The sequence below is a fragment of the Mucilaginibacter pocheonensis genome (genome assembly GCF_031456535.1).
Taxonomy (GTDB): Bacteria; Bacteroidota; Bacteroidia; order Sphingobacteriales; family Sphingobacteriaceae; genus Mucilaginibacter; species Mucilaginibacter pocheonensis.
In genome coordinates this window covers 1,273,507-1,296,001 of the sequence record NZ_JAVDUU010000002.1, presented here as the reverse complement: position 1 = coordinate 1,296,001, position 22,495 = coordinate 1,273,507, and the positions used below count along the sequence as shown (strand labels likewise).

At 44.3% G+C, this 22,495-nt stretch carries 17 protein-coding genes; 3 read left to right on the top strand and 14 right to left on the bottom strand.

Annotated elements, in window-relative coordinates; all coding sequences use genetic code 11:
• Nucleotides 1–5: 5 nt before the first annotated feature.
• The 3 genes from J2W55_RS12600 to J2W55_RS12590 all read right to left on the bottom strand — a co-directional run bounded on the left by J2W55_RS12600 (nt 6) and on the right by J2W55_RS12590 (nt 3,642).
• A complete protein-coding gene (locus J2W55_RS12600) occupies nt 6–1,151 on the bottom strand; it encodes a redoxin domain-containing protein (RefSeq protein WP_310096190.1) in 1,146 nt (381 codons plus the stop codon).
• Between the two features lie 80 nt (nt 1,152–1,231).
• Nucleotides 1,232–2,404 carry a redoxin domain-containing protein gene (locus J2W55_RS12595; protein WP_310096188.1) on the bottom strand — a complete coding sequence of 391 codons (1,173 nt, stop codon included), beginning with the start codon at nt 2,402–2,404 and terminating at the stop codon, nt 1,232–1,234.
• Nucleotides 2,405–2,460: 56 nt separating this feature from the next.
• Nucleotides 2,461–3,642 (bottom strand): formimidoylglutamase, encoded by a 1,182-nt coding sequence (locus J2W55_RS12590; RefSeq protein WP_310096186.1) that lies wholly within the window; start codon nt 3,640–3,642, stop codon nt 2,461–2,463.
• Between the two features lie 203 nt (nt 3,643–3,845).
• Here J2W55_RS12590 and J2W55_RS12585 point away from each other — a divergent pair, with 203 nt between their 5' ends.
• A complete protein-coding gene (locus J2W55_RS12585; protein ID WP_310096185.1) occupies nt 3,846–4,814 on the top strand; it encodes an NAD-dependent epimerase/dehydratase family protein in 969 nt (322 codons plus the stop codon).
• 158 nt (nt 4,815–4,972) lie between these two features.
• Nucleotides 4,973–6,262: an HAD-IB family phosphatase gene (locus tag J2W55_RS12580; RefSeq protein ID WP_310096183.1), complete on the top strand. Its 1,290-nt coding sequence runs from the start codon at nt 4,973–4,975 to the stop codon at nt 6,260–6,262.
• A gap of 63 nt (nt 6,263–6,325) precedes the next feature.
• On the opposite strand, the gene J2W55_RS12575 is transcribed toward J2W55_RS12580, so the two are convergent.
• Entirely contained in the window at nt 6,326–6,796 is a 471-nt protein-coding gene (locus J2W55_RS12575) for a universal stress protein (protein WP_310096181.1), read from the bottom strand.
• Nucleotides 6,797–6,987: 191 nt separating this feature from the next.
• On the opposite strand from J2W55_RS12575, the gene J2W55_RS12570 reads away from it, so the two are divergent.
• Nucleotides 6,988–7,935: a tryptophan 2,3-dioxygenase family protein gene (locus J2W55_RS12570; protein ID WP_310096180.1), complete on the top strand. Its 948-nt coding sequence runs from the start codon at nt 6,988–6,990 to the stop codon at nt 7,933–7,935.
• A 285-nt stretch (nt 7,936–8,220) separates the two neighbouring features.
• Here the strand turns inward: J2W55_RS12570 and J2W55_RS12565 are convergent, their stop codons facing one another.
• From J2W55_RS12565 to J2W55_RS12520, 10 genes are all read right to left on the bottom strand, one after another.
• Nucleotides 8,221–10,272, bottom strand: a complete 2,052-nt coding sequence (locus J2W55_RS12565; protein ID WP_310096179.1) for a M13 family metallopeptidase — start codon at nt 10,270–10,272, stop codon at nt 8,221–8,223.
• Nucleotides 10,273–10,477: 205 nt separating this feature from the next.
• Nucleotides 10,478–10,840: a hypothetical protein gene (locus J2W55_RS12560; protein WP_310096177.1), complete on the bottom strand. Its 363-nt coding sequence runs from the start codon at nt 10,838–10,840 to the stop codon at nt 10,478–10,480.
• 154 nt (nt 10,841–10,994) lie between these two features.
• Nucleotides 10,995–12,311 carry an MFS transporter gene (locus tag J2W55_RS12555; protein WP_310096175.1) on the bottom strand — a complete coding sequence of 439 codons (1,317 nt, stop codon included), beginning with the start codon at nt 12,309–12,311 and terminating at the stop codon, nt 10,995–10,997.
• 336 nt (nt 12,312–12,647) lie between these two features.
• Nucleotides 12,648–14,027 carry a M20/M25/M40 family metallo-hydrolase gene (locus J2W55_RS12550; protein ID WP_310096173.1) on the bottom strand — a complete coding sequence of 460 codons (1,380 nt, stop codon included), beginning with the start codon at nt 14,025–14,027 and terminating at the stop codon, nt 12,648–12,650.
• 241 nt (nt 14,028–14,268) lie between these two features.
• Entirely contained in the window at nt 14,269–16,371 is a 2,103-nt protein-coding gene (gene recG, locus J2W55_RS12545; RefSeq protein ID WP_310096171.1) for an ATP-dependent DNA helicase RecG, read from the bottom strand.
• A 90-nt stretch (nt 16,372–16,461) separates the two neighbouring features.
• A complete protein-coding gene (locus J2W55_RS12540; protein WP_310096169.1) occupies nt 16,462–16,839 on the bottom strand; it encodes a RidA family protein in 378 nt (125 codons plus the stop codon).
• On the bottom strand, nt 16,836–16,979 hold the full coding sequence (locus tag J2W55_RS12535; RefSeq protein WP_310096167.1) for a DUF6728 family protein: 144 nt from the start codon (nt 16,977–16,979) through the stop codon (nt 16,836–16,838). The genes J2W55_RS12540 and J2W55_RS12535 overlap by 4 nt, the downstream gene beginning before the upstream one ends.
• 118 nt (nt 16,980–17,097) lie before the next feature.
• On the bottom strand, nt 17,098–18,444 hold the full coding sequence (locus tag J2W55_RS12530) for a M28 family peptidase (RefSeq protein WP_310096164.1): 1,347 nt from the start codon (nt 18,442–18,444) through the stop codon (nt 17,098–17,100).
• 49 nt (nt 18,445–18,493) lie between these two features.
• Nucleotides 18,494–19,243, bottom strand: a complete 750-nt coding sequence (locus tag J2W55_RS12525; RefSeq protein ID WP_310096163.1) for an SGNH/GDSL hydrolase family protein — start codon at nt 19,241–19,243, stop codon at nt 18,494–18,496.
• Nucleotides 19,244–19,312: 69 nt separating this feature from the next.
• Entirely contained in the window at nt 19,313–22,483 is a 3,171-nt protein-coding gene (locus J2W55_RS12520) for an ATP-dependent DNA helicase (RefSeq protein WP_310096161.1), read from the bottom strand.
• Nucleotides 22,484–22,495: the final 12 nt, after the last annotated feature.

Genomic DNA, 22,495 nt, shown 5'->3' with positions numbered 1-22,495 from the left:
ACCAATTATATCTTCCCAAATATCTCGGCCAGTTTGGCTTCCAGGTCATCTCCCCTCAGGTTTTTAGCGATGATCTTACCATTGGGATCCAGTAAAAAGTTTTGCGGGATACCTCGCACAGCATATAAAGCTGCCGCTTTACTGTCCCAGAATTTAAGGTCGGACACGTGGTTCCAGGTGAGGCCATCCTTATGAATTGCGGCCAGCCATTTATCTTTGGCGTTGGGCCTGTCAAGCGATACACCCAAAATAGTGAATTTCTGATTTTTGTAATGGTTATACGCCTGAACTACATTTGGGTTTTCGCGGCGGCAGGGGCCGCACCATGATGCCCAAAAATCAATCAGCACATATTTACCCCGGAATGATGACAGGTTGATCACTTTACCGCTGGTATCGGCCTCTGCAAATTCGGGCGCTATGGCACCCAGTGCTACAGCCTTTAGCTTTGGCATGCGCTCAGCAAATTTCTTACCCGCCTCGGTTTGTTTTATAGCAGGCGACAAAGCATTGAACAATGGTTCAATATCTACATAGTCGGCGCTATAGGCATATGACTCCAGCGCATTTAAGCTAATGTATGAATCAGGGTTTTCTTTAATGAATTTTTTATCGGTGGCAGCGCTTTGGTCGTCTATAGCCTTTTCCTCGGCTTTTGCCTGTTTTACAAATTCAGGCGAGCTTTGCTGCTCAGGCGTGGCCGCTTTCTGTTTTTCTTCAAGGGCTTTATAAGCATCATTTATGGGTTTTTGAGCCAGTTGATACTTTTCATTTTCCAGGTTGGTTTTAGTTCCTTCAACCTTTGCGTTGGCCAGCAAATCGGGTGTAGTTACGGTAATAACGCCTGGCTCCAAATAAATTGACCGGTAATCTAATGCATCATGCACCCCGGTGCCTTTAGCATTAAATGCGATATCGGCATAGTTAGGGCTGCTGCCCGCCACTCCGGTAAACTCAAACTTACCATCTTTTAAAGTAACCGAATCAATAACAACTTTGCCCTTACGGCGATACTCGAGATATACTTTTGCAGGCGCGTTATTCTCGCCTATTTTACCCTGTACGGTATACTTTGCATCCTGTGCAAAAGCAATAGCGGGAATGCCCGCCAATGCCAACAAAGTTATTTTTTTTATTCCGGAGATGTTCATACTGCAAATTAGTATAATTATACTTATATAAGTACTTATTGATAAAAATTATACAATAAAAACATCCCCGTACGGGTTTGTTATATTTTATCAAACAGTTCCTGTAGTTTGGCATCCAGATCTTCCCCGCGCAGGTTTTTGGCAATGATCTTGCCGTCAGGATCAATCAGGTAGTTTTGCGGAATGGAGCTTACCTGATACAACGCGGCAGCCTCATTGTTCCAGAATTTAAGGTCTGATACCTGCGTCCAGATCAGGCCATCATTCTTAATTGCCGCCAGCCAGGCCGATTTACCTTCGGGCTTATCTAATGATACGCCTAACACCGTAAAGTTTTTTGCTTTGTATTTATTGTAATTACGCACCACGTTAGGATTTTCCTGTCTGCACGGCCCGCACCATGACGCCCAAAAATCAAGCAGCACATACTTACCTCTGAATGATGACAGTTTAACAGGCGCACCGTTTGTATCATTCTGTACAAAATCAGGAGCCATAGATCCTATGGCGGTTACTTTTAAGCCATCAATACCATGTTTCAGGTTTTTGCCTGTTTCTGTATCCTTTAAACTTTGCGACAAACCGTTATACAAGGGCTCTATCTCAGAGGGGTCAGGAGCCGGGCCGCCTACTGAATTAATAGCCAGCAGGCTCAGATAGCTATTAGGGTTATTGGTGATAAAGTTTTTAAGCGCGGCTTTTTGTTCGGCCTGTATGTTTTTATAACGGGCTTGCAGCCTGCTTTGAAAATCAGGCGCTTTTTGCTGCTCTGGTGTGGCTGCCTTTGCTTCGGCCATAAGTGCCTGCGCCTTTTTATTGATCACGGCAAGCTGCGATGTAAGCTTCCGGTTATCATCATTTAATGGCGAGCCTGTAATTTGCGCTTTTGATATTGAATCTTTACTGCTAACGGTTATGGTTCCTTTTTCCAAAAAAAGGTTCAGGTCATCGGCAGTTTTTGAAGGGCCGCCGTCAGGATAGTTCTGCTGCACATACTTTGCAAGACCAATCCCTTTGTAATCAACCGCAATGGTTGCGTTAACGGGGTTTAACACGCTGCCGGTAAAACTAAAGCTGCCATTGGCCACATTTGCCGAATCGACAACATTATTGGCACCCAGCTGGTATATCAAATACACTTTTGCCGGGGCGCCGGTAGTACCCAACTTACCGTTAATGGTAAAGGTATCTGAAGTTTGAGCAAAGGCCATTGCGGGCAATACAGCCGCTATACAAAAAAACAATTTCTTCATCAGGATATAAAAACTATAAGCATTGTAACGTTAAAATGCTGCTTGAATTGTAGTTATCAGTTTAATTTTTGATAGGTGCGCCACCAAAGATCAGGCAATTCGCCCGAGGCCGCCATTTTATAATCATCATAACTGCAGGGCACCAGGTGAAAACGCTCATTGCGCGACCCTCCGGTAGGATAAGGTACCTGCATCCACCAGCGGTCTGATTTTTTGCTTTTTACAAATACCACTTCCTGGTCTTCATGCTTTAAGCTTGTTTTATAAATGAGGTACTGATTTTTAGGGTTAAGCGGAAAATCGCGTTTACGGTTATAAACCCCTTCTATAAAATACCATATCATTTGTGCCAGTTGTGTTGCAGTTTGCCCGTTACTGTCATAAGCCGGATTAAACTCATAAAAACCAATGGAGCTTAATTTATCATTAAAACCGGCATAACGGCATAGCTGGCAGGCTTCTTCGCCATAAAAACCGTTAGGTGTGGCATTGGCATTACCCATGGCATCTGCCGAGCGGATGGCGCTTATGTCAAAACTGATCATGCTGGCATTCCTGATGGCAGGTTCGGTTACGGCAACATTACCGCTCACTTCACCCAGTCGGTGCACATCAAAGTAAAGCTTGTCCATTACCCGCAGGCTTTCCTGGCTTACAAAATAAGTTTGATAGCCCAGGTTGCTATAATTGAACAGGTAATTAGGCTCGTGTAAAAATATTTTGTTGAGATATGATCGCGAGGTGGTTTCCATATTGCCTGTGGTTTCGTCTTCATCCAGGTCAAAATGCGAATCGATCACAACCAGGTCAACCTTTTGTTCCAGCTCCTCATAGCCCAGGTATTGCGCATAGGTAAGGTCCTGCCCGCCACCCAATATAACCGGGATAATATTTTTTTTAACAAGCTCGCTTACCACGGTTTTAAGCGCAAAATAGGTGTCGGTAACCGTAGCGCCGGCACGTATATTGCCCAGATCGGCAATTTTCACGCTGTAACCGCCTTCATAAAGCTGATAAAGTTTTTCGCGGACATAATCGGGTCCCAGCGCGCAACCCTGGTTATCGGTGGCATTACGGTCGTCCATAACACCAATAATGGCAAGGTCGGTCTTTTGATCCAGATCCGGGAAATCAACAGAATAATGCACAATTTTATCGCCGAGCTGGCTGGTATAATATCCCTTTTTAGGAGCGATCTTTTTAAGATCAATAGGTATAAAAAAATCAGCTAAAGACATTAAATAATTTTATTTTGAAAATGTGCTAATTTGAAGATTTGAAAATGAGACTTACTGTTTCATCAGCGTACAAATATGCAAATTTTAAAAACCAGTATTTAAATTTCATTCTTTATAGGTGCATTTTAATATTAATGATTCTAATCATATTGTGCACTTTTACACTTTCAAATGAGCACATTTTCAAATCTTCAGATCAAAATATGATTTTAGTTACCGGCGCGACAGGTTTTTTGGGGGCCGAACTGGCAAAACTACTTATTAGTTCGGGCGGGCGTATTCGTTGCACCAAAAGGAACAGTTCAAAAATACCGGCATTGCTGGCGTCTTACCATGACAGGATTGAATGGGTGGAAGCCGATATGATGGATGTTTTTGCCCTTGCAGATGCGCTGCAGGATGTTACCCAGGTTTATCATTGCGCTGCATGGGTATCGTTAAAACAAGCCGATAAGCGGCCTATGATCAATACCAACGTTACCGGTACAGCCAATTTGGTTAACTTATGTACCGCTCAGGGTATCCGTATGGTGCATGTCAGTTCTATCGCGGCAATTGGGATAGCCAAACCCGGCGAGCTGATCACCGAAAATCATCACCTGGAGGAATCGGCAGAAAATGATGGCTATGCCATATCCAAACTGGAAAGTGAAATGGAAGTGTGGCGCGGTATTGCCGAGGGCCTCGATGCTGTAATTGTAAATCCATCGCTTATTTTAGGAGTCAGCGCGGGCACTTCGGGCACAGGAGCCTTGTTTGAAACTGTACGCAAAGGGCTTAAGTTTTATACCGGAGGCAGCGGTGGCTTTGTTGACGCAGAGGATGTGGCCAAATGTATGGTTGCCCTTATGAACAGTAATATTACCGCCGAACGTTATATCATCAGTGCAGAAAATTATACCTATAAAGATATCACTACTGAAATTGCACAAGGTTTCGGGGTAAAACCGCCAGGCACCCTTGCCAAACCCTGGATGATGGGCCTGGCCTGGCGCGGAGCAGCAGTGATAGCCGCATTAACGGGCAAATCTCCGTCAATTGATAAAATATCGGCCCTGGCAGCCTCAGAAACGCGCAATTTTGATAATTCAAAGATCAAAGCGGCCATCAACTTTGAATTTAAACCAATAAGTAAAACGATATTGGAAATTTGCAAAGCGCTGAACCAATAAGCTGTTCAGGTCAATTACAGGGAGGAACGGCAATGCATAGCGGCTATGGATATTTGCTAATATAATATCCCGACAAACGGACCTCTTATACGTGCAGAGTCAATATATTAAACTCTACCGATCTCATCAGCAAAAATTTTTGCACATTTGCACCCAAGATGGAGCAGTACTTTATTATTGATTTCGACAGCACGTTTACACAGGTTGAGGCCCTTGACGAACTGGCCCGCATTTCTCTCAAAAATCATCCCGACCGCGAGGATATTTACAAACAGATTGAAGATTTGACAAACGCCTCGATGGAAGGCCGGCTATCATTTACACAAAGCCTGGAAAACCGCGTTAAGTTATTACAGGCCAACCGTGATCATTTAAAGCAACTCATTACCCATCTCAAAAAAAAGGTATCTACTTCATTTTCACGCAATACCATATTTTTTAAAAATCACCAGGACGAGGTGCTTATCGTATCGGGCGGGTTCAAAGAGTTTATCACTCCTGTGGTAACCGAATACCATATAAAAAAGGAAAATATTTACGCCAATACTTTTGTGTTTGATGACGAGGGCAAGATCATTGGTTACGACCGCGAAAACCCGCTTTCGCAGGAAGGCGGCAAAGTAAAACTGCTGAAAGAGCTGCAACTGCCCGGCGATATTTACGGCATTGGCGATGGGTATTCTGATTTCCAGCTAAAAGAATCGGGTCTGATCAAAAAGTTCTTTGCCTTTACCGAAAATATTGAGCGTAAATCAGTAGCTGAAAAGGCAGATCATATTACTCCAAGTTTCGACGAGTTTCTGTACCTGAATAAACTTCCCCGCGCTATATCATACCCTAAAAACCGGATCAAATGCCTTATTGTTGGCGATATAGACGATGATGCGCTGGCCCAGATGAAAAAAGAAGGGTACAACCTGCGCCATCGTGAAAACGTTGAAGAAAAGTACCTGGAAGAAGCCGGTGTTTTATTTTGTGACGAAGCCAATCAGCCTACTCCCGAGCAGATACAGAATGCCGGCCGACTAAAAGTAATTGGCATTTTTGGTAAAAGCAACCGCAAACTTGCTGATACCGCTACCGAGAACGGCATTATCATATTTGACGACCCTAAGCATAACCCGCACAATAACGACTTTATACCGCGCCGTGTAATGGCTTTTATGAATGAGGGTAAAACACATACCAGCTGCAATTTCCCCGACCTGCAACCACCCCGTATAAATAATGCCCACCGCTTAATACATATCCATAAAAACATACCCGGTATACTGGCCAAAATAAATGAGGTATTTGCCCGCCATAATATTAATATAGTTGGTGAGTTTTTGGTTACCAATGCGCAGATTGGTTATGTAATTACCGATGTGAACACAGGTTATGATACCCAGGTGCTGAACGAACTAAAAGCTATTGAACATACTATAAAATTCAGACTGCTGTATTAATTGGCAGGTGACAGGCTTTATGTAGCAGGTTGTTTTAAAACACGTTGCTTACAAACCCGCTAACTACTCTGTAAACGGCACCACTAATACCGGAATACTGGAATGCCGGACCAATACTTCGACTATATTGCCTGAAATTAATCGGTCAAAGCCTGAGCGTCTGTGGGTTCCTACAACTATCAGGTCGGCTTTAAACTCTTTGCCGCAATCAATTATCCCGTCGGAAGTAAGGCCATATTGGGTAAATGCCGTTACTTCCAAACCTTCGCCAAACTCCTTTATGGTACGTTCAATGATCATTTGTGACTGGGTGGTTTGAATATCATTTAATTCGGCTTCCTGTATGCCCATGGTACTATCCATAGGTATGCCTGTCAGGTTATCTGCCGGGTTTGGAGGTATAATAACAGGCTCAACAATATGAACCAGGCCCACAGAGGCTTTGTAGGTACGGGCTAAATCAAAGCCGTATGCGGCGGCATTACGGGCATAGGGGCTATCATCAATACCGATAATTATTTTGCTGACTTTCATTGGTTTAAGGTATATATCTGTTTAAACGAAATTTTAACTAATAGCGCCCCATAAAAGATCCGGCGAGCTATTAAAGCTAATAAATCCTGATCACACTGTTGCTATAAAGACATTTACCTTTAAAAAAAGTTTATAATTTTTGCCTGTACTAACACATCATAGCCGGTAAACCATTTTTATTACCTTTGATCATGAACTTCCACCCTGAAATTGAAGATCGCCTGGCTCGTTTGCAGGAAAAATATGAAGCCATGGGCCAGGACATGACCTCCTACCTTGACGGGCTGCTATATGCCGATTTTTTAACCTATTGGGATTACATTCACCTGGACACGTTGCTGAGCCTTCAAAGCCCTAAAACACCGTTTCCGGACGAAGAGATATTTATCATTTATCACCAGATCACCGAACTGTATTTTAAGCTGACCCTGCACGAATGCAGGCAAATTACAGAGGCACAGCCACTTACTGTTGAGTTTTTTACAGCACGACTAAAACGCATTAACCGGTATTTTGGCGCGCTTACCCAATCATTCGAGATTATGGTTGATGGGATGGAGAAAGAACAGTTCCTGAAATTCCGTATGTCATTACTACCGGCCAGCGGCTTCCAGTCGGGCCAGTACCGTATGATAGAAATATATGCTACTGACTTTATAAACCTGGTAGACAAGGATAAACGCCAGGAATTAGTTACCGCACCCATAGAAAGTCAATTTGAGTACCTGTATTGGAAATTCGGTGCAACCGAGCTATCAACCGGTAAAAAAACACTGACGCTCAAGCAGTTCGAAAAAAAGTATTCGCGCTCATTTATTGAATTAGGGAAAGCCTGTGTAAATCACAACTTTAACGCGCTGGCACGCCAGTTTGAAGCGGGCGGGCAATTAACCCCGGCGTTAAAGCAGGAGCTTAAACAGCTGGACATCAATATAAATGTGAACTGGCCGCTATCGCATTATAAATCGGCGGTGAGGTACCTGAACCGTGAGCCTGAAGAGATCAGGGCAACCGGAGGCACCAACTGGCAAAAGTACCTGCCGCCCCGTTTTCAGAAACGTATATTTTACCCCACCCTCTGGGCCGGCGAAGAAATAGAAAATTGGGGAAAAGCCTGGGTAGAGGACGTGCTGGGCTAATAACTTTTTAAAGTTATATTTTAACACAATTCCTTTTAAAAAGCATTTACACCCGCCAAAATGTATTCAAAAGAGCTTTAAAAGCGACAAAAAATTGATCATTTTAACACTTTTTTAGTCTCTTTTTTTAAGTTTAAAAAGCTTTAAAGAATTGAGATTAGGTTGTTAAAAATGCGACCGCAATTTTAAACGATTATACGCTTAACCAAACAGCCCGGTTATCTGATAAAAGATAACCGGGCTGTTTTTGTTTTTTCATTGCCTTGTCTTCACAGGCAATAATTATTACCAAACTTTCACACGCTCGTTTTCGGGGCGGTAAAGTTTATCACCTGGTTTTACGTCAAATGCTTTGTAAAATGCAGGGGTGTTTGATAGCGGACCATTAACCCTGTACATCTCTGGCGAATGCGGGTCAACGCTGATGCGCATACGCATAGTTTCGTCGCGGGTTTTGATGCGCCATACCTGACCAAATGACAGGAAGAAACGCTGATCAGGTGTAAAGCCGTCAATCTTTTTATCGCCTTTACCCTGTTCTGTATTTTTAAACGCCTCATAAGCAATAGCAACACCTCCAATATCAGCCAGGTTTTCGCCCTGGGTAAGGCTGCCATTTACATGCAGATTGTTCAGCACGGTAAACTTATTGTATTGTTCAATCATTAACCCTACCCGGCTTTTAAACTTGTCGGCATCCTGTTTTGTCCACCAGTCTTTCAGGTTACCATCCTTATCGTATTGGCGGCCTTGATCGTCAAAACCGTGGGTCATTTCATGACCAATTACCGCGCCAATAGCACCATAATTAATAGCATCATCAGCATCCTTATCAAAGAAAGGGAACTGCAATATACCTGCCGGGAAAACTATCTCGTTAAAGGTTGGGTTGTAATAAGCGTTAACCGTTGGCGGTGTCATCCCCCATTCGGTTCTGTCAACCGGTTTACCTGCCTTTTTTATCATTTCGTTGTATTTATGGCGGGCAATTGACTCCTGGTTTTTGTAATAAGCGTCTTTGCTTATCTGCACATCATCATAGGTTTTCCATTTATCGGGGTAACCTATTTTTTTGGTAAAGGCGGCAAGCTTAGCTAATGCTTTTGATTTGGTTTCGGGGCTCATCCAGTCAAGCTTTTCAATACGATCTTTGTACACGTTTTGCAGGTTATTCACCAGTGCAAGCATACGCTCCTTGGCTTCAGGAGTAAAATATTTTTCTACATAAAGCTGGCCAAGCAATTCGCCTATACCGCCATCAACCGTTTCAATAACTGTTTTCCAGCGTTCCTGCTGTTGTTTTTGACCGCTCAGGGTTTTGCCATTAAACTCAAAGTTGGCATCCCTGAAAGCTTTGCTCAGCGCTGTAGAAGCATTATCGAGCATTGAAAAAGTAACCTTATCCTTCCAAACGGTAATAGGCTCAGATTTAAGCAGGCCATCCAGGGTTTTAAAATACTGGGGCTGGCCAACCAATACGGTATCTGTAGTTAGCGCCATACGCTTAAAGGCGTCTTTCAAATCAATGTCAGGAACTTGCTTTTGCAGATCGGCAACCGCGAATTTGTTATAGTTTTTAACCGGGTCGCGCAGTTCCGTAGGTGTAAGGTGCGATTTGGCAATAGCCGTTTCCAGCTTTAAAATACCATCGGCCTTTTTAGCGGCAGTGGCCGCGTCGGTACCGGTTAGTGTAAACAGTTTAGCTATATATTTTACATATTCGGCACGTATTTTAACCGTGGCCGAGTCGCTGTTAAAATAATAATCCCTGTTGGGCAATCCCAACCCGGCCTGGTCAAAATGGGCAATGTTCATGGCGCTCACCCTATCGTCTGGCGCTACGTAAAACCCTAATAAAAAGCCGTTACCGTTTTTATATCCGTCGGCAGCCAGGCTTATCAGCTCTTTATAATTGGTTACCGCGTTAATTTTTGCAAGCAATGGTTTAACAGGCTCATATCCTAATTTTTCAATACCAACGGTATCCATACCGCTGGTGTATAAATCGGCAACCTTTTGTTCCTTGCTGCCGGCAGAGTTGTCTTTTTGGGTAATTTCTTCCAGTATCTTATGCAGATTCTTCTGGTTATCGTCATACAGGGTATAAAACGATCCCCATCCCCGTTGTGAAGCCGGGATCTCCGTTTTCTTTAACCAGGCACCGCTGGCATATAAATAAAAGTTATCGCCGGGTTTTACCGTGGTATCCATACCGCTTTTATCAAAAAATACGGTACGTTTTGGAACATCATCAGCAGATGACGACTCCTTTTTTTGGCCGCATGATGCCAAAATAGCGACGGGGATCACCGCCAAAGCCCATTTTGTAATTCTCATAAGTTACTTTTTTTAATGTCAGTCCTAAAAAGTCTAAGTTATAAAGTTGAATTGATAAATACTAAGACGCAACTACTATATATCTGTTACAACGCAGAAGCCTCACCTAAATCCTCTCCAAAGGAGAGGACTTTAAAATAAAAGTCTTTTGGAACCCTCGCCTGGATGAGAAGCCTCACCTAAATCCTCTCCAATGGAGAGGACTTTAAAATAAAAGTCTTTTGGAACCCTCTCCTTTGGAGAGGGCAGGGTGAGGCCCAAATCCTCTCCAAATGAAAATACTCCAAAATAAAAGTTTCTCAGAACCCTTTCCCAGATGAAAAGCCTCACCTAAATCCTCTCCAAAGGAGAGGATTTCAAAATAAAAGCTTCTCAGAACCCTCTCCTTTGGAGAGGGCAGGGTGAGGCCCAAGTCCTCTCCAAAGGAAAATACTCTAAAATAGAAGCTTCTCAAAGCCCTCTCCCCTGGAGAGAGCAGGGTGAGGCTCAAATCCTCTCCAAAGGAAAATACTTTAAAATAAAAGTCTTTTAGAACCCTCTCCTTTGGAGAGGGCAGGGTGAGGCCCAAATCCTCTCCAAAAGAAAATACTCCAAAATAAAAGTTTCTCAGAACCCTCTCCCCCGGAGAGGGCAGGGCGGGGCCTAAATCCTCTCCAAAAGAAAATACTTTAAAATAAGAGCTCCTTAGAACCCTCTCCTTTGGAGAGGGCAGGGTGAGGCTCTCACAACGCAGATTCAGCCACCGGTGGCTGAATCTGGTTTAGCGATAGGGGAATGAGCTTTTTGGTTTTTAGATAAGTGATACCTACAATAAGCATGGTCATGCTGCCGCCAAATATTACAGCAGGCACCGTACCCAGCAAACGGGCGGCCGTTCCTGATTCAAAAGCGCCGATCTCGTTTGATGAGCCAATGAACATCTGGTTTACTGCCGATACCCGGCCACGCATATGATCGGGTGTTAAAAGCTGCATGATAGTACCACGTATGATAACACTGATGCTATCAAAGGCACCCTCGGTGAATATAAAAAAGAGAGACAAATAAAAACTACGCGATAAGCCAAAGCAAATAATACTGAGACCAAAGCCGGTAACCGCTATAAGCAGGTTGCGCCACGGCTTACCCATTGGCGAAAAACGCGCCATCGCCAGCATGGTTAGTACAGCGCCCAGTGATGATGTGGCGCGCATAATACCTAAGCCTTCGGCGCCCACCTTTAATATTTCATTTGCAAAAACGGGTAGTAAAGCCACAGCACCACCAAAAAATACCGAAAATAGGTCAAGGCTCATGGCGCCTATCATCATTTTATTGTGGAACACAAAATGAATACCCTCAGACAGGCTTTTCCAGATACTTTCTTTCGGGATAAATACCGGCGGATATTTGCGAAGCATAAAAACCAGCACCAATGATACGATCAGGAAAAAAATAATAACGCCAAACGTAGCGGTGATACCCGGTAAGCCGGGGATAATTTTATCAGCGTAACCATAAATAAGTCCGCCCGCCGCCGGACCAATAATAGACGCTATCTGCCAGCTTGAACTGCTCCAGGTGCTACCATTGGGATAAATTTCTTTGGGTATGCTGTGCGCGTAAATGGTAAAAGTAGCCGGACCATAAAACGCGCGGGCCACACCATTGAAAAATATCATAGTATAAATAATAGGCACTATCCAACCGGCATGGATAATTCCGCTCATGCTTTTGAGTGTAACGGTAAATAAAACCGATGAGGTAATAATAACGCCAGCAAATATGATGAGCAGCATTTTCCGCTTTTCAGATTTATCGGCAATATAACCTCCATACAGGGCAATGCCTATAGCGGGTATGGCTTCGCACAAGCCCACAAGTCCGAGGGCAAAAACGCTTTTAGTTATCTGGTAAATGTAGAAGCCGATAACAACGGCCTGCATTTGATACGCAAAGGTGAAACAAAAGCGCATCCCGATGTAAGATCTGAAATCCTTATATCGCAATGCTGCAAAAGAATCAATTTTTTGGGGTTTACTATCTCCTTCTTCGGTCACAGTGATGTTTTAGATGTGCTGCAAATTTACAACACCGTTTTGGGATTATTAAATACGATTTAAGGATTTTATTGGATAAATACCGGTATTAGCGCGAGAGTACAGGCAGTGGGAGGAGAAATGGTTTCTCAATTACCCCGCTGGCTATGTCCGCACAGCAGGCTATTCTTATATAAATAAAAACTGCCTGTGAGGACACAGGCGGCGGGAGAATCATCTATACATTTGCACAATCCACCCCCGCTGGCTGTGTCCTCACAGCCAGCCATTCTTATATAAAAAAACCGCCTGTGAGGGCACAGGCGGTGGGGAGAATCATCTATACATTTGCACAATCTATAACCCGTGCTGGTCTATCAGGTAAATGAACGCGGCCATGCCTGCGGCGCCCAGTTGCAGCTCGCGTTTGTTCACATTTTCAAAAACGTCATTCGGGGTATGGTGAATGTCAAAGTAACGCTGGGAATCCGGGCGGAAGCCAATAAGCGTAATGCCCGGAAGCTTCTCTTTCAACGGTTCAATATCAGTACCGCTGCCACCTGCCACCAGCTGGTCAACTTCGTAAGGTTCAAGCAGGGCTTTATACTTAGTGTTTATATTTTTAATAAAATCGTTTGATACCCCGTCAAAGCTAAAGCCCCGTGGAGTAAAACCGCCTTCATCTGTCTCAATAGCCGCTATGTGCTCTTCTTTATTTTGCGCGGCCAGTTCGGCATATTTAAGGCCTCCCTTATGACCGTTCTCCTCGTTCATGAAAAACACCGCGCGAACAGAGTTTTTAGGACGATAACCTATCGCTTTAAATATCCGCAGCACCTCGGCCGACTGCATTACACCGGTACCGTCATCATGAGCGCCCTCGGCCAGGTCCCAGGAGTCAAGGTGACCGCCTACGCTTATAAATTTATTGGGGTTTTCAGTGCCGGTTAACTCCCCCACTACATTGTATGATTTTACATCGGGCAGCAGCTCACAGCTTTGTTTTAAGTAAAATTTAATAAGCGGCAGTTTTCGCAAACGCAGCATATTGCTCAGCTTATTGGCCGCCCTGGTTGATATGGCCGCGGCTGGTATAAGTTTCATACCCTCGCCGGCAAGTGTTGCGCCGGTGTGCGGATAGTCATCAATGCTTTCGGTTAATGAACGTACAATAACGCCAACAGCGCCGTATTTAGCGGCTGCAGCGGGGCCCATAAAACGCTGATCGCCGGCAGCGCCGTAGGCATGTCCGGTTTCAATAAAACGCGGATCAAAAGCACGGTTAAAGAAAACTATTTTTCCTTTTATCACGCTTTCGCCCAAAGTTTCCAGTTCTTTAAGGCTGCGTACCTCAACCACGTTGGCGGTAATACCTTCTTTTGGTGTGGCAACAGACATACCCAATGCAGCAACAGGAACCGGGATACCGGTTTTTCCGTCGATAATAAAAGCGGTTTCCTTTGCTCCCCTAACCCAATGCGGTACCATTACTTCTTGCAGGTACACTTTGTCAAAACCGTAACTTTCCATCAGCTTTTTGCTCCAGTCTACCGCCTTTTGGGCATTTGCGGAGCCACTTAAACGCTGACCGATGTTTTTACACAAGTAATGCAGGTTATCATAAGCCTTGCCATTCACCAGGGCTTCGTCATAAATTTTGCGTATCGTCAATGAGTCCTGCGCGTGGAGCAGTTGGGCCGTAAAAAGCACGGCCACAAATAAGGTTAGTTTCTTCATGAGTATTATAAGATCAGTTTTAGCAAATGTAATATTTTGAAGGTAAAATTAAGCCTGATCAGCCCTGGTATCTTTGTAAAATAAACCCAACAGATGTCATTTTTTACCAGCGAGGGAAATCTTCTGCGCCTTCGCATGTATGCCAGAATATCGTATAAGATTTTTCTTTCGTTCCTTACTGCAGCCTTTACCTGTTCTATCGATAAATGACTAACCGATAGATACATTTATAAAATGCGCCTCAGGAGATTTTATCCCAGCTTAAACCCGCGTTTTTTGTAGCGAAGGCATGATGCAGCACCTGGTTTTCGGGCATTGCCAGCTGAGGGTCCTTTTCAAATATCTGTTCAACACACCTGCGCACCTTTATCAACAATTCCTGATCAGTAGCCAGGTTGGCAACTTTAAGATCAAGCACGCCGCTTTGCTGTGTACCTTCCAGGTTACCCGGGCCACGAAGCTGCAGGTCTATCTCAGATATTTCAAACCCGTTATTGGTTTTCACCATAGTATCAAGCCTTATCTTACCGTCATGGCTCAGCTTATGGCTGCTCATTAATATACAATAAGATTGCTCGGCCCCGCGCCCTACCCTGCCCCGCAGCTGATGCAATTGCGACAGGCCAAAACGTTCGGCATTTTCAATAATCATTACCGAGGCATTAGGCACATTTACCCCCACTTCAATAACGGTGGTGGCTACCATGATCTGTGTTTGGCCTTTTATGAACCGCTGCATTTCAAATTCCTTATCGGCAGGTTTCATTTTTCCGTGCACAATGCTTATCCTATAATCGGGCAGCGGAAACTCGCGCGACATCACCGCTATGCCATCTTCCAGGTTTTTCAGGTCGAGCTTTTCGCTTTCCTGTATCAGCGGATATACTACATATATCTGGCGTCCCAGGCCTATCTCCTTTTTCATAAAACCAAATACGCGCAGGCGCTGGTTCTCATAAAAATGAAGGGTTTGAATAGGCTTGCGGCCTGCCGGCAATTCATCAATAACCGATACGTCCAGATCGCCATACAGGGTCATGGCAAGCGTGCGGGGGATGGGCGTGGCCGTCATGACCAGGATATGAGGCGGTACGCTATTTTTTCGCCATAACTTTGCGCGCTGCTCCACACCAAAACGGTGCTGCTCGTCAATCACTACAAAACCCAGGTTTTTAAACTGTACCTTATCTTCAATAAGGGCATGGGTACCAATAAGTATTTTAAGATCGCCGTTTTCCAGCTTTTGATGTAGGATCTTACGGTCCTTTTGTTTTGTTGACCCGGTAAGCAAAGCCACTTCAATAAAATCATCGCCCACCAAACCTTTTATAGTTTGATAATGCTGGTTAGCCAGGATTTCGGTAGGCGCCATGATACAGGTCTGAAAACCGTTATCAACCGCTATCAGCATGCTCATGAGGGCTACCACTGTTTTCCCGCTGCCTACATCTCCCTGTAACAGGCGGTTCATTTGTATGCCGCGCTGTGTGTCTTGCCTGATCTCTTTTAAAACCCGCTTTTGCGGATTGGTTAGCTCAAAAGGTAGTTTGTGATGATAAAAATCATTAAAGTAATGGCCAACCTTATCAAAAACATTGCCTTTAAACTTTTGTGTATGCAGCAATTTATTACGCAATAATTTTAACTGCAGCAAAAAGAGTTCTTCAAACTTTAAACGGTGAATGGCCTCATTCAGCAAATTGGCATCAGCCGGGAAATGAATATTGCGGTATGCATCCGCGCGACTGATCAACTTAAACTTATTGATGATGTATAACGGCAAATTCTCGTGGATATCTTTGGCATGCTGTGCCAGCAAGGCCGCGGTAAGTTTTTGAATGCCTTTGCTATCCAGCTGAAACTGCTTGAGCTTTTCGGTGGAGTTGTAAACCGGTTGCAGGGTGGCGTTGCCCTGCCTTTGCATGGTTGCGGGCGAGTACAGTTCCATTTCGGGATGCGCCATTTGCGGCTGACCGTTAAAAAAGCCAGGCTTGCCAAACACAATATAAACACTCCCCGGATTAATCGTTTTTTCTATCCAGTTGATGCCTTTGAACCATACCAGTTCAAGGGTGCCGGTTTCATCGCGCGCCTGCACTACCAGGCGCTTCGTGTGCTTTTCGCCAACAATTTGTTTATTGGTAACACGTGCAAGCACCTGCACATAAGGCAGATCGGCCTGGATATCTTTTATCTTGTAAAAACGGGTACGGTCAATGTACCTGAAGGGAAAATGCCGTAAAAGATCCTCAAAATCAGACAGCGCCAATTCTTTTTTCAACACCTCAGCGCGGGACTGGCCCACACCTTTCAGATATACAAGCGGCGTTTGAAAAGGATCCAAAAGTGCAACGTTTTTATTGTTAAACAATCATCAACAGGCGTCATAGCGAAGTACTCGCTATGACGCCTGCGTTAAGGCTGAGTAAGGCTCTTACTTTACAGCAATAACCGATATTTCTACATTTACCCCTTTAGGCAATGCAGATACCTGCACGGTTTCGCGGGCCGGGAAATTGGCTGTAAAATATTTTCCGTAAACCTCGTTAACCTGTCCAAAGTTGCCCAGGTCAGTTAAAAATATGCTGGTTTTAACAATATTTTCAAAACCGATGCCAGCTTCGGTTAAAATGGCTTTAATGTTTTCCATTACCATTACGGCCTCATCGGTAATGCCGGTGGTTATCAATTCGCCGGTAACGGGGTTAAGAGGTATCTGTCCTGATACAAATACAAAATTTCCGGCTACAGTGGCCTGGCTATAAGGCCCTATTGGGGCTGGCGCGTTATTGGTGTTTATTATTGTCATCATTTTTTAAGTATGAACACTTGTATCAGCTTATAAATGATCCCCGCCAAAAACATAAGGATAGCCAGTGCATTAATAAAATGCATAATGCGCAAATTAATGTTAGTGGGCCTGTTTGGATCTTTTTTTCTAAAGAAATACATAGTACAAAATTAATAAAAAAATAGCCCAACCCAACCCTCTTCATAGGAGAGGGCTGGGTTTTGCAGGTTTTGCTTTTTTATTTTGCATCCCCTTTTTTGGAAAGCCGGGGTAAAGCTTCTACTTCACCGGCCCCGGAAATACCGGCAGGCTCTCATGGCCGTCGGCATCAACAGATTGCACGGCAAAAAAGTAATTATCTTTTGAATAGGCCAGCGTAGCAGTTGTATCGCTTACATAAAATTTGCGTTCCCAAAACGGACTGGTGGTTTCGCGCATCAGCACATAATATCCCGCTGGTTTTTTACCGGTAGCAGGGGCTTCCCAAATGAGTTTTGTTTTATTGGTAAGACCGCTGGTAACAATACCTACGTTTTGCGGCCTGCCAGGGGCAGATGCCAGGTTGGCTAAAACCGACAGGTTCATGCGGGCTACTTTCTGCACATAGTTAAAGTCGACAAAGTCAGGCAGGTCGCCATACTCAACACCATTTTCTGTTCTGATATTCTGATGCTGGCGATTAAAATCTTCGTTCATTTCCGTGAACCTCACCGCGGTAAAACCCTGCTCCAAAAAAGGCAGGTGATCGCCGCCGCGCAGGTAGCGGTCGCGCCTGTAAATGAGCTTTACATCCAACTGGTCAACATAGCGCTCGCCTGTTTCCTTGGCGTAACGGGCCAGCTCGCGCGACGGACTGTCGTTTTCGCCCCCTAATGATTTTAATGCCGCTACCTGTTTATCGGTGGCATTGGTTGGAATGCCGTCACTAAAAACACGAACACTCCGGTTATCTTTCAAATCGGTTTCCATGCCATGGGTATTGCCCACAATATCGTTATTCAGCATGGCATCAACATTCCAGTTTTCGGCTTTAGCCCTTTTGGCTACATTGGCCGAACCATACAGTCCCTGCTCCTCGCCCACCACGGTCATAAAAATAATAGTAGCCGGAAATGATCTTTTAGCCATTACCCTTGCCAGTTCCATAGACAGCGCGGTACCCGAAGCATCGTCATTAGCACCCGGTTCAACGCCATTGGCATCCATTACATCATTTATCCGTGAATCATAATGCCCCGATACAATATAAACCCGCGTGTCATTCGGATCGGTCCCTTTTAATGTGGCAAGCACATTTTTAAGCTTCACCGGCTTATCAATGCGTGTACCTTTGGGTTGGGTAAAAGTGTCGAATTGTACGGTCATACGCCCACCGGAGAGTGCCGCATATTTTTCCATTTCGGCTTTGATCCAGTTGCGTGCAGCGCCGATGCCGGTGATTTTGCTGCTGGTATCGCTGAGGGTATGCCGGCTTTTAAAGCTCACCAGCTTGCGAATGGTGGCCTCAATATTTTTGGATGATACCTCATCAACCATTTGTTTAATACCAACATCCTGCTTTATGATGGTTTGCGCGGTTGCCGGAAAGGTTATCAGAATAAGGAAAAATAGTTTCAGGTGTTTCATAGTATAGTATTTGTATAGCCAGTTTGAAGCCGCATGTTGCAAACTTAAGCTACAGCTTCTTTACGGCCTTCAGCCATTCCCGGGCAATCAGTTCATGCCCGGCGGGCATTGGGTGTATGCCATCCCAGATCCAGTGATCAGCTTTGGCTTTTTGCGTAGCCTTATTAAAAGCGTCCTGTAAAGGCACGTAAATGGCATTAAACTTTTGGGCAAGTGTTTTAACTATTACCTGTCGTTTTTGGACCTCACTTGTCCATAGCTCCGCGTTCCCCTTCAACACGCCCACAGGCAAAATAAATGGTTCCAGCAAAACAAGCTTAGTGTTGGGCAGTACGGCTAAAGTTTGGGTTAAAAGCTGCTCATAAACATTGCCAAAGTTATCAGCGGCAGCTTTATCTGCCTGCATTATTGCCCTATGCGTGTCATTGATACCTACCAGTATGCTCAACACATCGGGCTTAATATCAAGCGTATCTTTTTGCCACCGCGCGGCAAGGTCGTTAACGGTATTACCGCTAATTCCCCGGTTAAAAAACTGGTAATCTCTGCCGGGGTAATCAAAATTAATGCGGGCGGTTATTAAATAGGCATAACCCTGGCCGTATACATGGTTCCAGTCTTTGTCAAAGCTGCGTCCGCCATCGGTTATTGAATCGCCCTGGAAAAGGATTTTTTTTGCATCGCCATCATCAGGTAAATATTGGTCATCTTTTTGCGAAGCTGATACCAATCCGGGCGCTGCAATTGCCGCTGCCCCTGCCAATGATGCTTTCTTTAAAAAATCTCTTCTGTTGCTCATAATTTTAGATTGGCCGGATATAACCGAAGTTTTTTTATTTATTGTGATGGTATCATAAAGAATCCTCTTTTATTCTTCCTCTTCTTCACTTGCCGCGGTCAGTATTTCATCGGCCTGCTTAAAATTGCTTTTTACAAAATGGCACCAGTCGCATTCCTTTTTGCCACAGCCTGTGCTAAAATCATGGGCCATTATTTTGGAATAGGTATCTTTTATCTGGTCTGTTACTATCTCTATATCATCGGGAGTTATTACAAATTTTTCGCGGTGATATTCGCCTTCGCTTACGGGCTCCACAAAGTCAAACACAGTGCTCACAACTTCCCAGTCATTGGTACGGTCATGGTCAACCAAAATTTTATAAAAAACGCCTTGCCGCCAGTAATCGCCGCCGTTGGGAGCGTCATTGGTTGGTCGCAGTAATTTGTCCTTCGCATTTCTAAGCTTACCTGTTTTATAATCTACCACGGTAACATGTTTGCCATCAAACTCCATTTTATCAAGATTACCTTTTATAGGCACGCCCTCTATTTCAATATTTTTAATGGATCGTTCGGTAATAGCCACTTTATTCCAGGTATTTACATTTTTCTCATAATAGGGCGGCAATATTTTTTCGCCATAGGCTACCCGCAGTTTAAATTCATCTTTGGTAAATGAATCCCTGTTCCGGGCCATATACCAGCGAAATTCGTTCATAAATTGCTCGGTTGAAAGAAACTCGTTGTCATTTTCCTTTAACAGCCGGTAGGTTTTATTAAGCGCCCAATGCACTGCCTGCCCAAACGTAGTCGACGGACTTTTGCCCGATGGCACCCGTATTAAACACTGGAAGTAAAACCGTAGCGGACAATCAAGATAATTGCTCAGATGCGTTACCGACAGTGTATAATTTTGAAGCAGCTGGTTGATATAATTTTTGTCGAGCAGTTCAATTTTTGGTTTTTCGGTCTCGCTAAATTGGGTCATGTAAAAACTGAGCATCGTTTCTTCGGTCACACGCGGATAATGTACCTGCAGATCGGTGCTGGCCAGTATCTCGCCTATAAACTGGCTGGCCTCCTGATCTTTGCCGTTTTTATCCTTGTTAGCATAGGATATAGAAAGATGTTGCTTGGCACGGGTAACCGCCACATAAAATAAGCGGCGCGCTTCTTCCTTGTGGGCAATATCATCAGAAGCCGATTGGGTTAAGGTGTCGGGATAACTAAAACCGCTGTTGCGGCCCTTACTGTCCCAGGTACGTTTATCGCAGCCTATAAAAAACACATGCTCAAACTCAAGGCCTTTGGAGCCATGAGCGGTTAAAAAGTTTACGCCATTGTCTGAAAATATCACCTTATTCAGGTCAAGCCTGATGCCGTTCTTTTTCATCAGCTCAATGATGGTAATCAGGTCTGGAAGTTTAATTTCGGGGTTCTTGCGGCTTTCATCTTTCAAAAAATCAAAAAAGCTGGTAAGCATCTGCATATGGCCGCCCTTATCAGCCTGTTGCATAATATAACGCAGAATGCCCATTTTGGCTATCACATCCTGAAAAAACTGCTGCAGCGTTACGCTCACGGCCGATTGAAGCAGGTATTCGATATTATTGATCAGGTATTTCATCTCCGTAAACCTATCGGGCTGAAACAGATCGGGCTGGGCCGGTGGGCGCAATTCGCTGATATACCGGCGCAGTGATGTTTTGGGCTTATTGTTACTAATGGTACCGTAATTATCTTTTGCTACCGCGATGCTTGCTTTGGCAATTTCAATTGGCGCGATATTAAAAAAATCATAGTGCATGATCTCGAACAGCAATTCATCGCCGCTGTAGGGCGAATCGAGCTCCATGGCCAGGTAACGCAAAATGTTAATGATCTTTTCGCCAAAAGGCTGTGTAAGGATATCGATCTTACGTTTGGTGTTTACCGCTATTTTTTGAACATCAAGATATTTGATCATTTCCTCAACCTGGCTGTGGTTACGGTATATTACCGCTATTTCGCCGGGAGGAGTGCCATTATCTATCAGTGCTTTTATTTGCGACGATACATCAACCAGTTCCTGGTTGGGATTTTCATACTCGCAGATGCGCGGTTCAACCAATACCTCGGCAAAGCGAGGATGTGAGGATCGCAGGTCTTTATCCAGCTTGAGCTGACTGGTTAACCGCTCGAAGTTATTATTGATAAGCGCCTTTGAAATATCAAGTATGTGCTGATTTGAGCGATAGTTATGTTTAAGCACAACGGTGTGCAGTGTATCTACATAATCATTAGCAAAATCAAGAATGTTCTTCATATTGGCGCCCTGGAACTTGAAGATTGACTGATCATCATCGCCCACAACAAACACATTTGGTACATCCCAGTAGTTTAACAAAAAGCGCAGCAGTTCATTTTGCGAACCGCTGGTATCCTGAAACTCGTCAACCAAAATGTATTGGTAACGTTCCTGGTATTTGCGCAATATTTCTTCATTGCTGCTAAAGGCGCTAAGCACCCAAATGATCATGTCGTCATAATCATACCGTCCGCGGGCCTTCATTTTAGCGTCGTAGTTTTTGTATTCACCCACCGCGGCCAGCAGCTTGCTCATGGTGTCACGAACCTTGTCAATCTCCTTTTGTTTTGGGTCGCCTATTTTTATACCGGCTTTAGCGTTGGCTCTTTTATAAACAAATTCATCACGGTTAGGAATATCGTCAAGGTATTCCTTAACAGCCCGTTCAATCATTCCTACATCCCAGTTCTCGCGCTTCATTGTCGAGAAAAGTTCTTTGAGCCGTTTGGTATCGTAATAAATATCCCCGGTAAAGCGCTTCAGTAAATGATCATTGTCAAAATCATCAACCAGTTCGCGAAACAGCATGGCCGATTCCAGGTCAGACAGGGATTCCAGGTTCAGCTTGCCAAAATATTCAAGGTTCTCCTGTATAATCTCGTTACAAAAAGCGTGGAACGTGTATATATTAATGCGGTAAGCATCGGGCCCAATAAATTCAAACAAGCGTTTACGCATGGCCACTGCGCCGGCATCGGTATAGGTAAGGCATAAGATCTCGCTTGGCAGGGCATCCGTATCAGTTAATATTTTGCCAATGCGTGCAGCCAGTATCTGCGTTTTGCCGGTACCCGGGCCGGCTACAACTAACACCGGGCCATCCATTTTATTTACCGCGGCCAATTGTTCTGGATTTAACCCGGCCAAAGCCGCCTGGAATTTATCGTTATATTTATTGAAGTTCGATTGCATAATTGTTTAGTA

Coding starts and splice junctions, on each gene's coding strand:
- J2W55_RS12535 (WP_310096167.1), bottom strand. CDS start 16,979: ATGTATTTCTTTAGAAAAAAAGATCCAAACAGGCCCACTAACATTAAT.
- J2W55_RS12540 (WP_310096169.1), bottom strand. CDS start 16,839: ATGATGACAATAATAAACACCAATAACGCGCCAGCCCCAATAGGGCCT.
- J2W55_RS12525 (WP_310096163.1), bottom strand. CDS start 19,243: ATGAGCAACAGAAGAGATTTTTTAAAGAAAGCATCATTGGCAGGGGCA.
- J2W55_RS12520 (WP_310096161.1), bottom strand. CDS start 22,483: ATGCAATCGAACTTCAATAAATATAACGATAAATTCCAGGCGGCTTTG.
- J2W55_RS12565 (WP_310096179.1), bottom strand. CDS start 10,272: ATGAGAATTACAAAATGGGCTTTGGCGGTGATCCCCGTCGCTATTTTG.
- J2W55_RS12550 (WP_310096173.1), bottom strand. CDS start 14,027: ATGAAGAAACTAACCTTATTTGTGGCCGTGCTTTTTACGGCCCAACTG.
- J2W55_RS12530 (WP_310096164.1), bottom strand. CDS start 18,444: ATGAAACACCTGAAACTATTTTTCCTTATTCTGATAACCTTTCCGGCA.
- J2W55_RS12585 (WP_310096185.1), top strand. CDS start 3,846: ATGATTTTAGTTACCGGCGCGACAGGTTTTTTGGGGGCCGAACTGGCA.
- J2W55_RS12590 (WP_310096186.1), bottom strand. CDS start 3,642: ATGTCTTTAGCTGATTTTTTTATACCTATTGATCTTAAAAAGATCGCT.
- J2W55_RS12580 (WP_310096183.1), top strand. CDS start 4,973: ATGGAGCAGTACTTTATTATTGATTTCGACAGCACGTTTACACAGGTT.
- J2W55_RS12570 (WP_310096180.1), top strand. CDS start 6,988: ATGAACTTCCACCCTGAAATTGAAGATCGCCTGGCTCGTTTGCAGGAA.
- J2W55_RS12600 (WP_310096190.1), bottom strand. CDS start 1,151: ATGAACATCTCCGGAATAAAAAAAATAACTTTGTTGGCATTGGCGGGC.
- J2W55_RS12595 (WP_310096188.1), bottom strand. CDS start 2,404: ATGAAGAAATTGTTTTTTTGTATAGCGGCTGTATTGCCCGCAATGGCC.
- J2W55_RS12575 (WP_310096181.1), bottom strand. CDS start 6,796: ATGAAAGTCAGCAAAATAATTATCGGTATTGATGATAGCCCCTATGCC.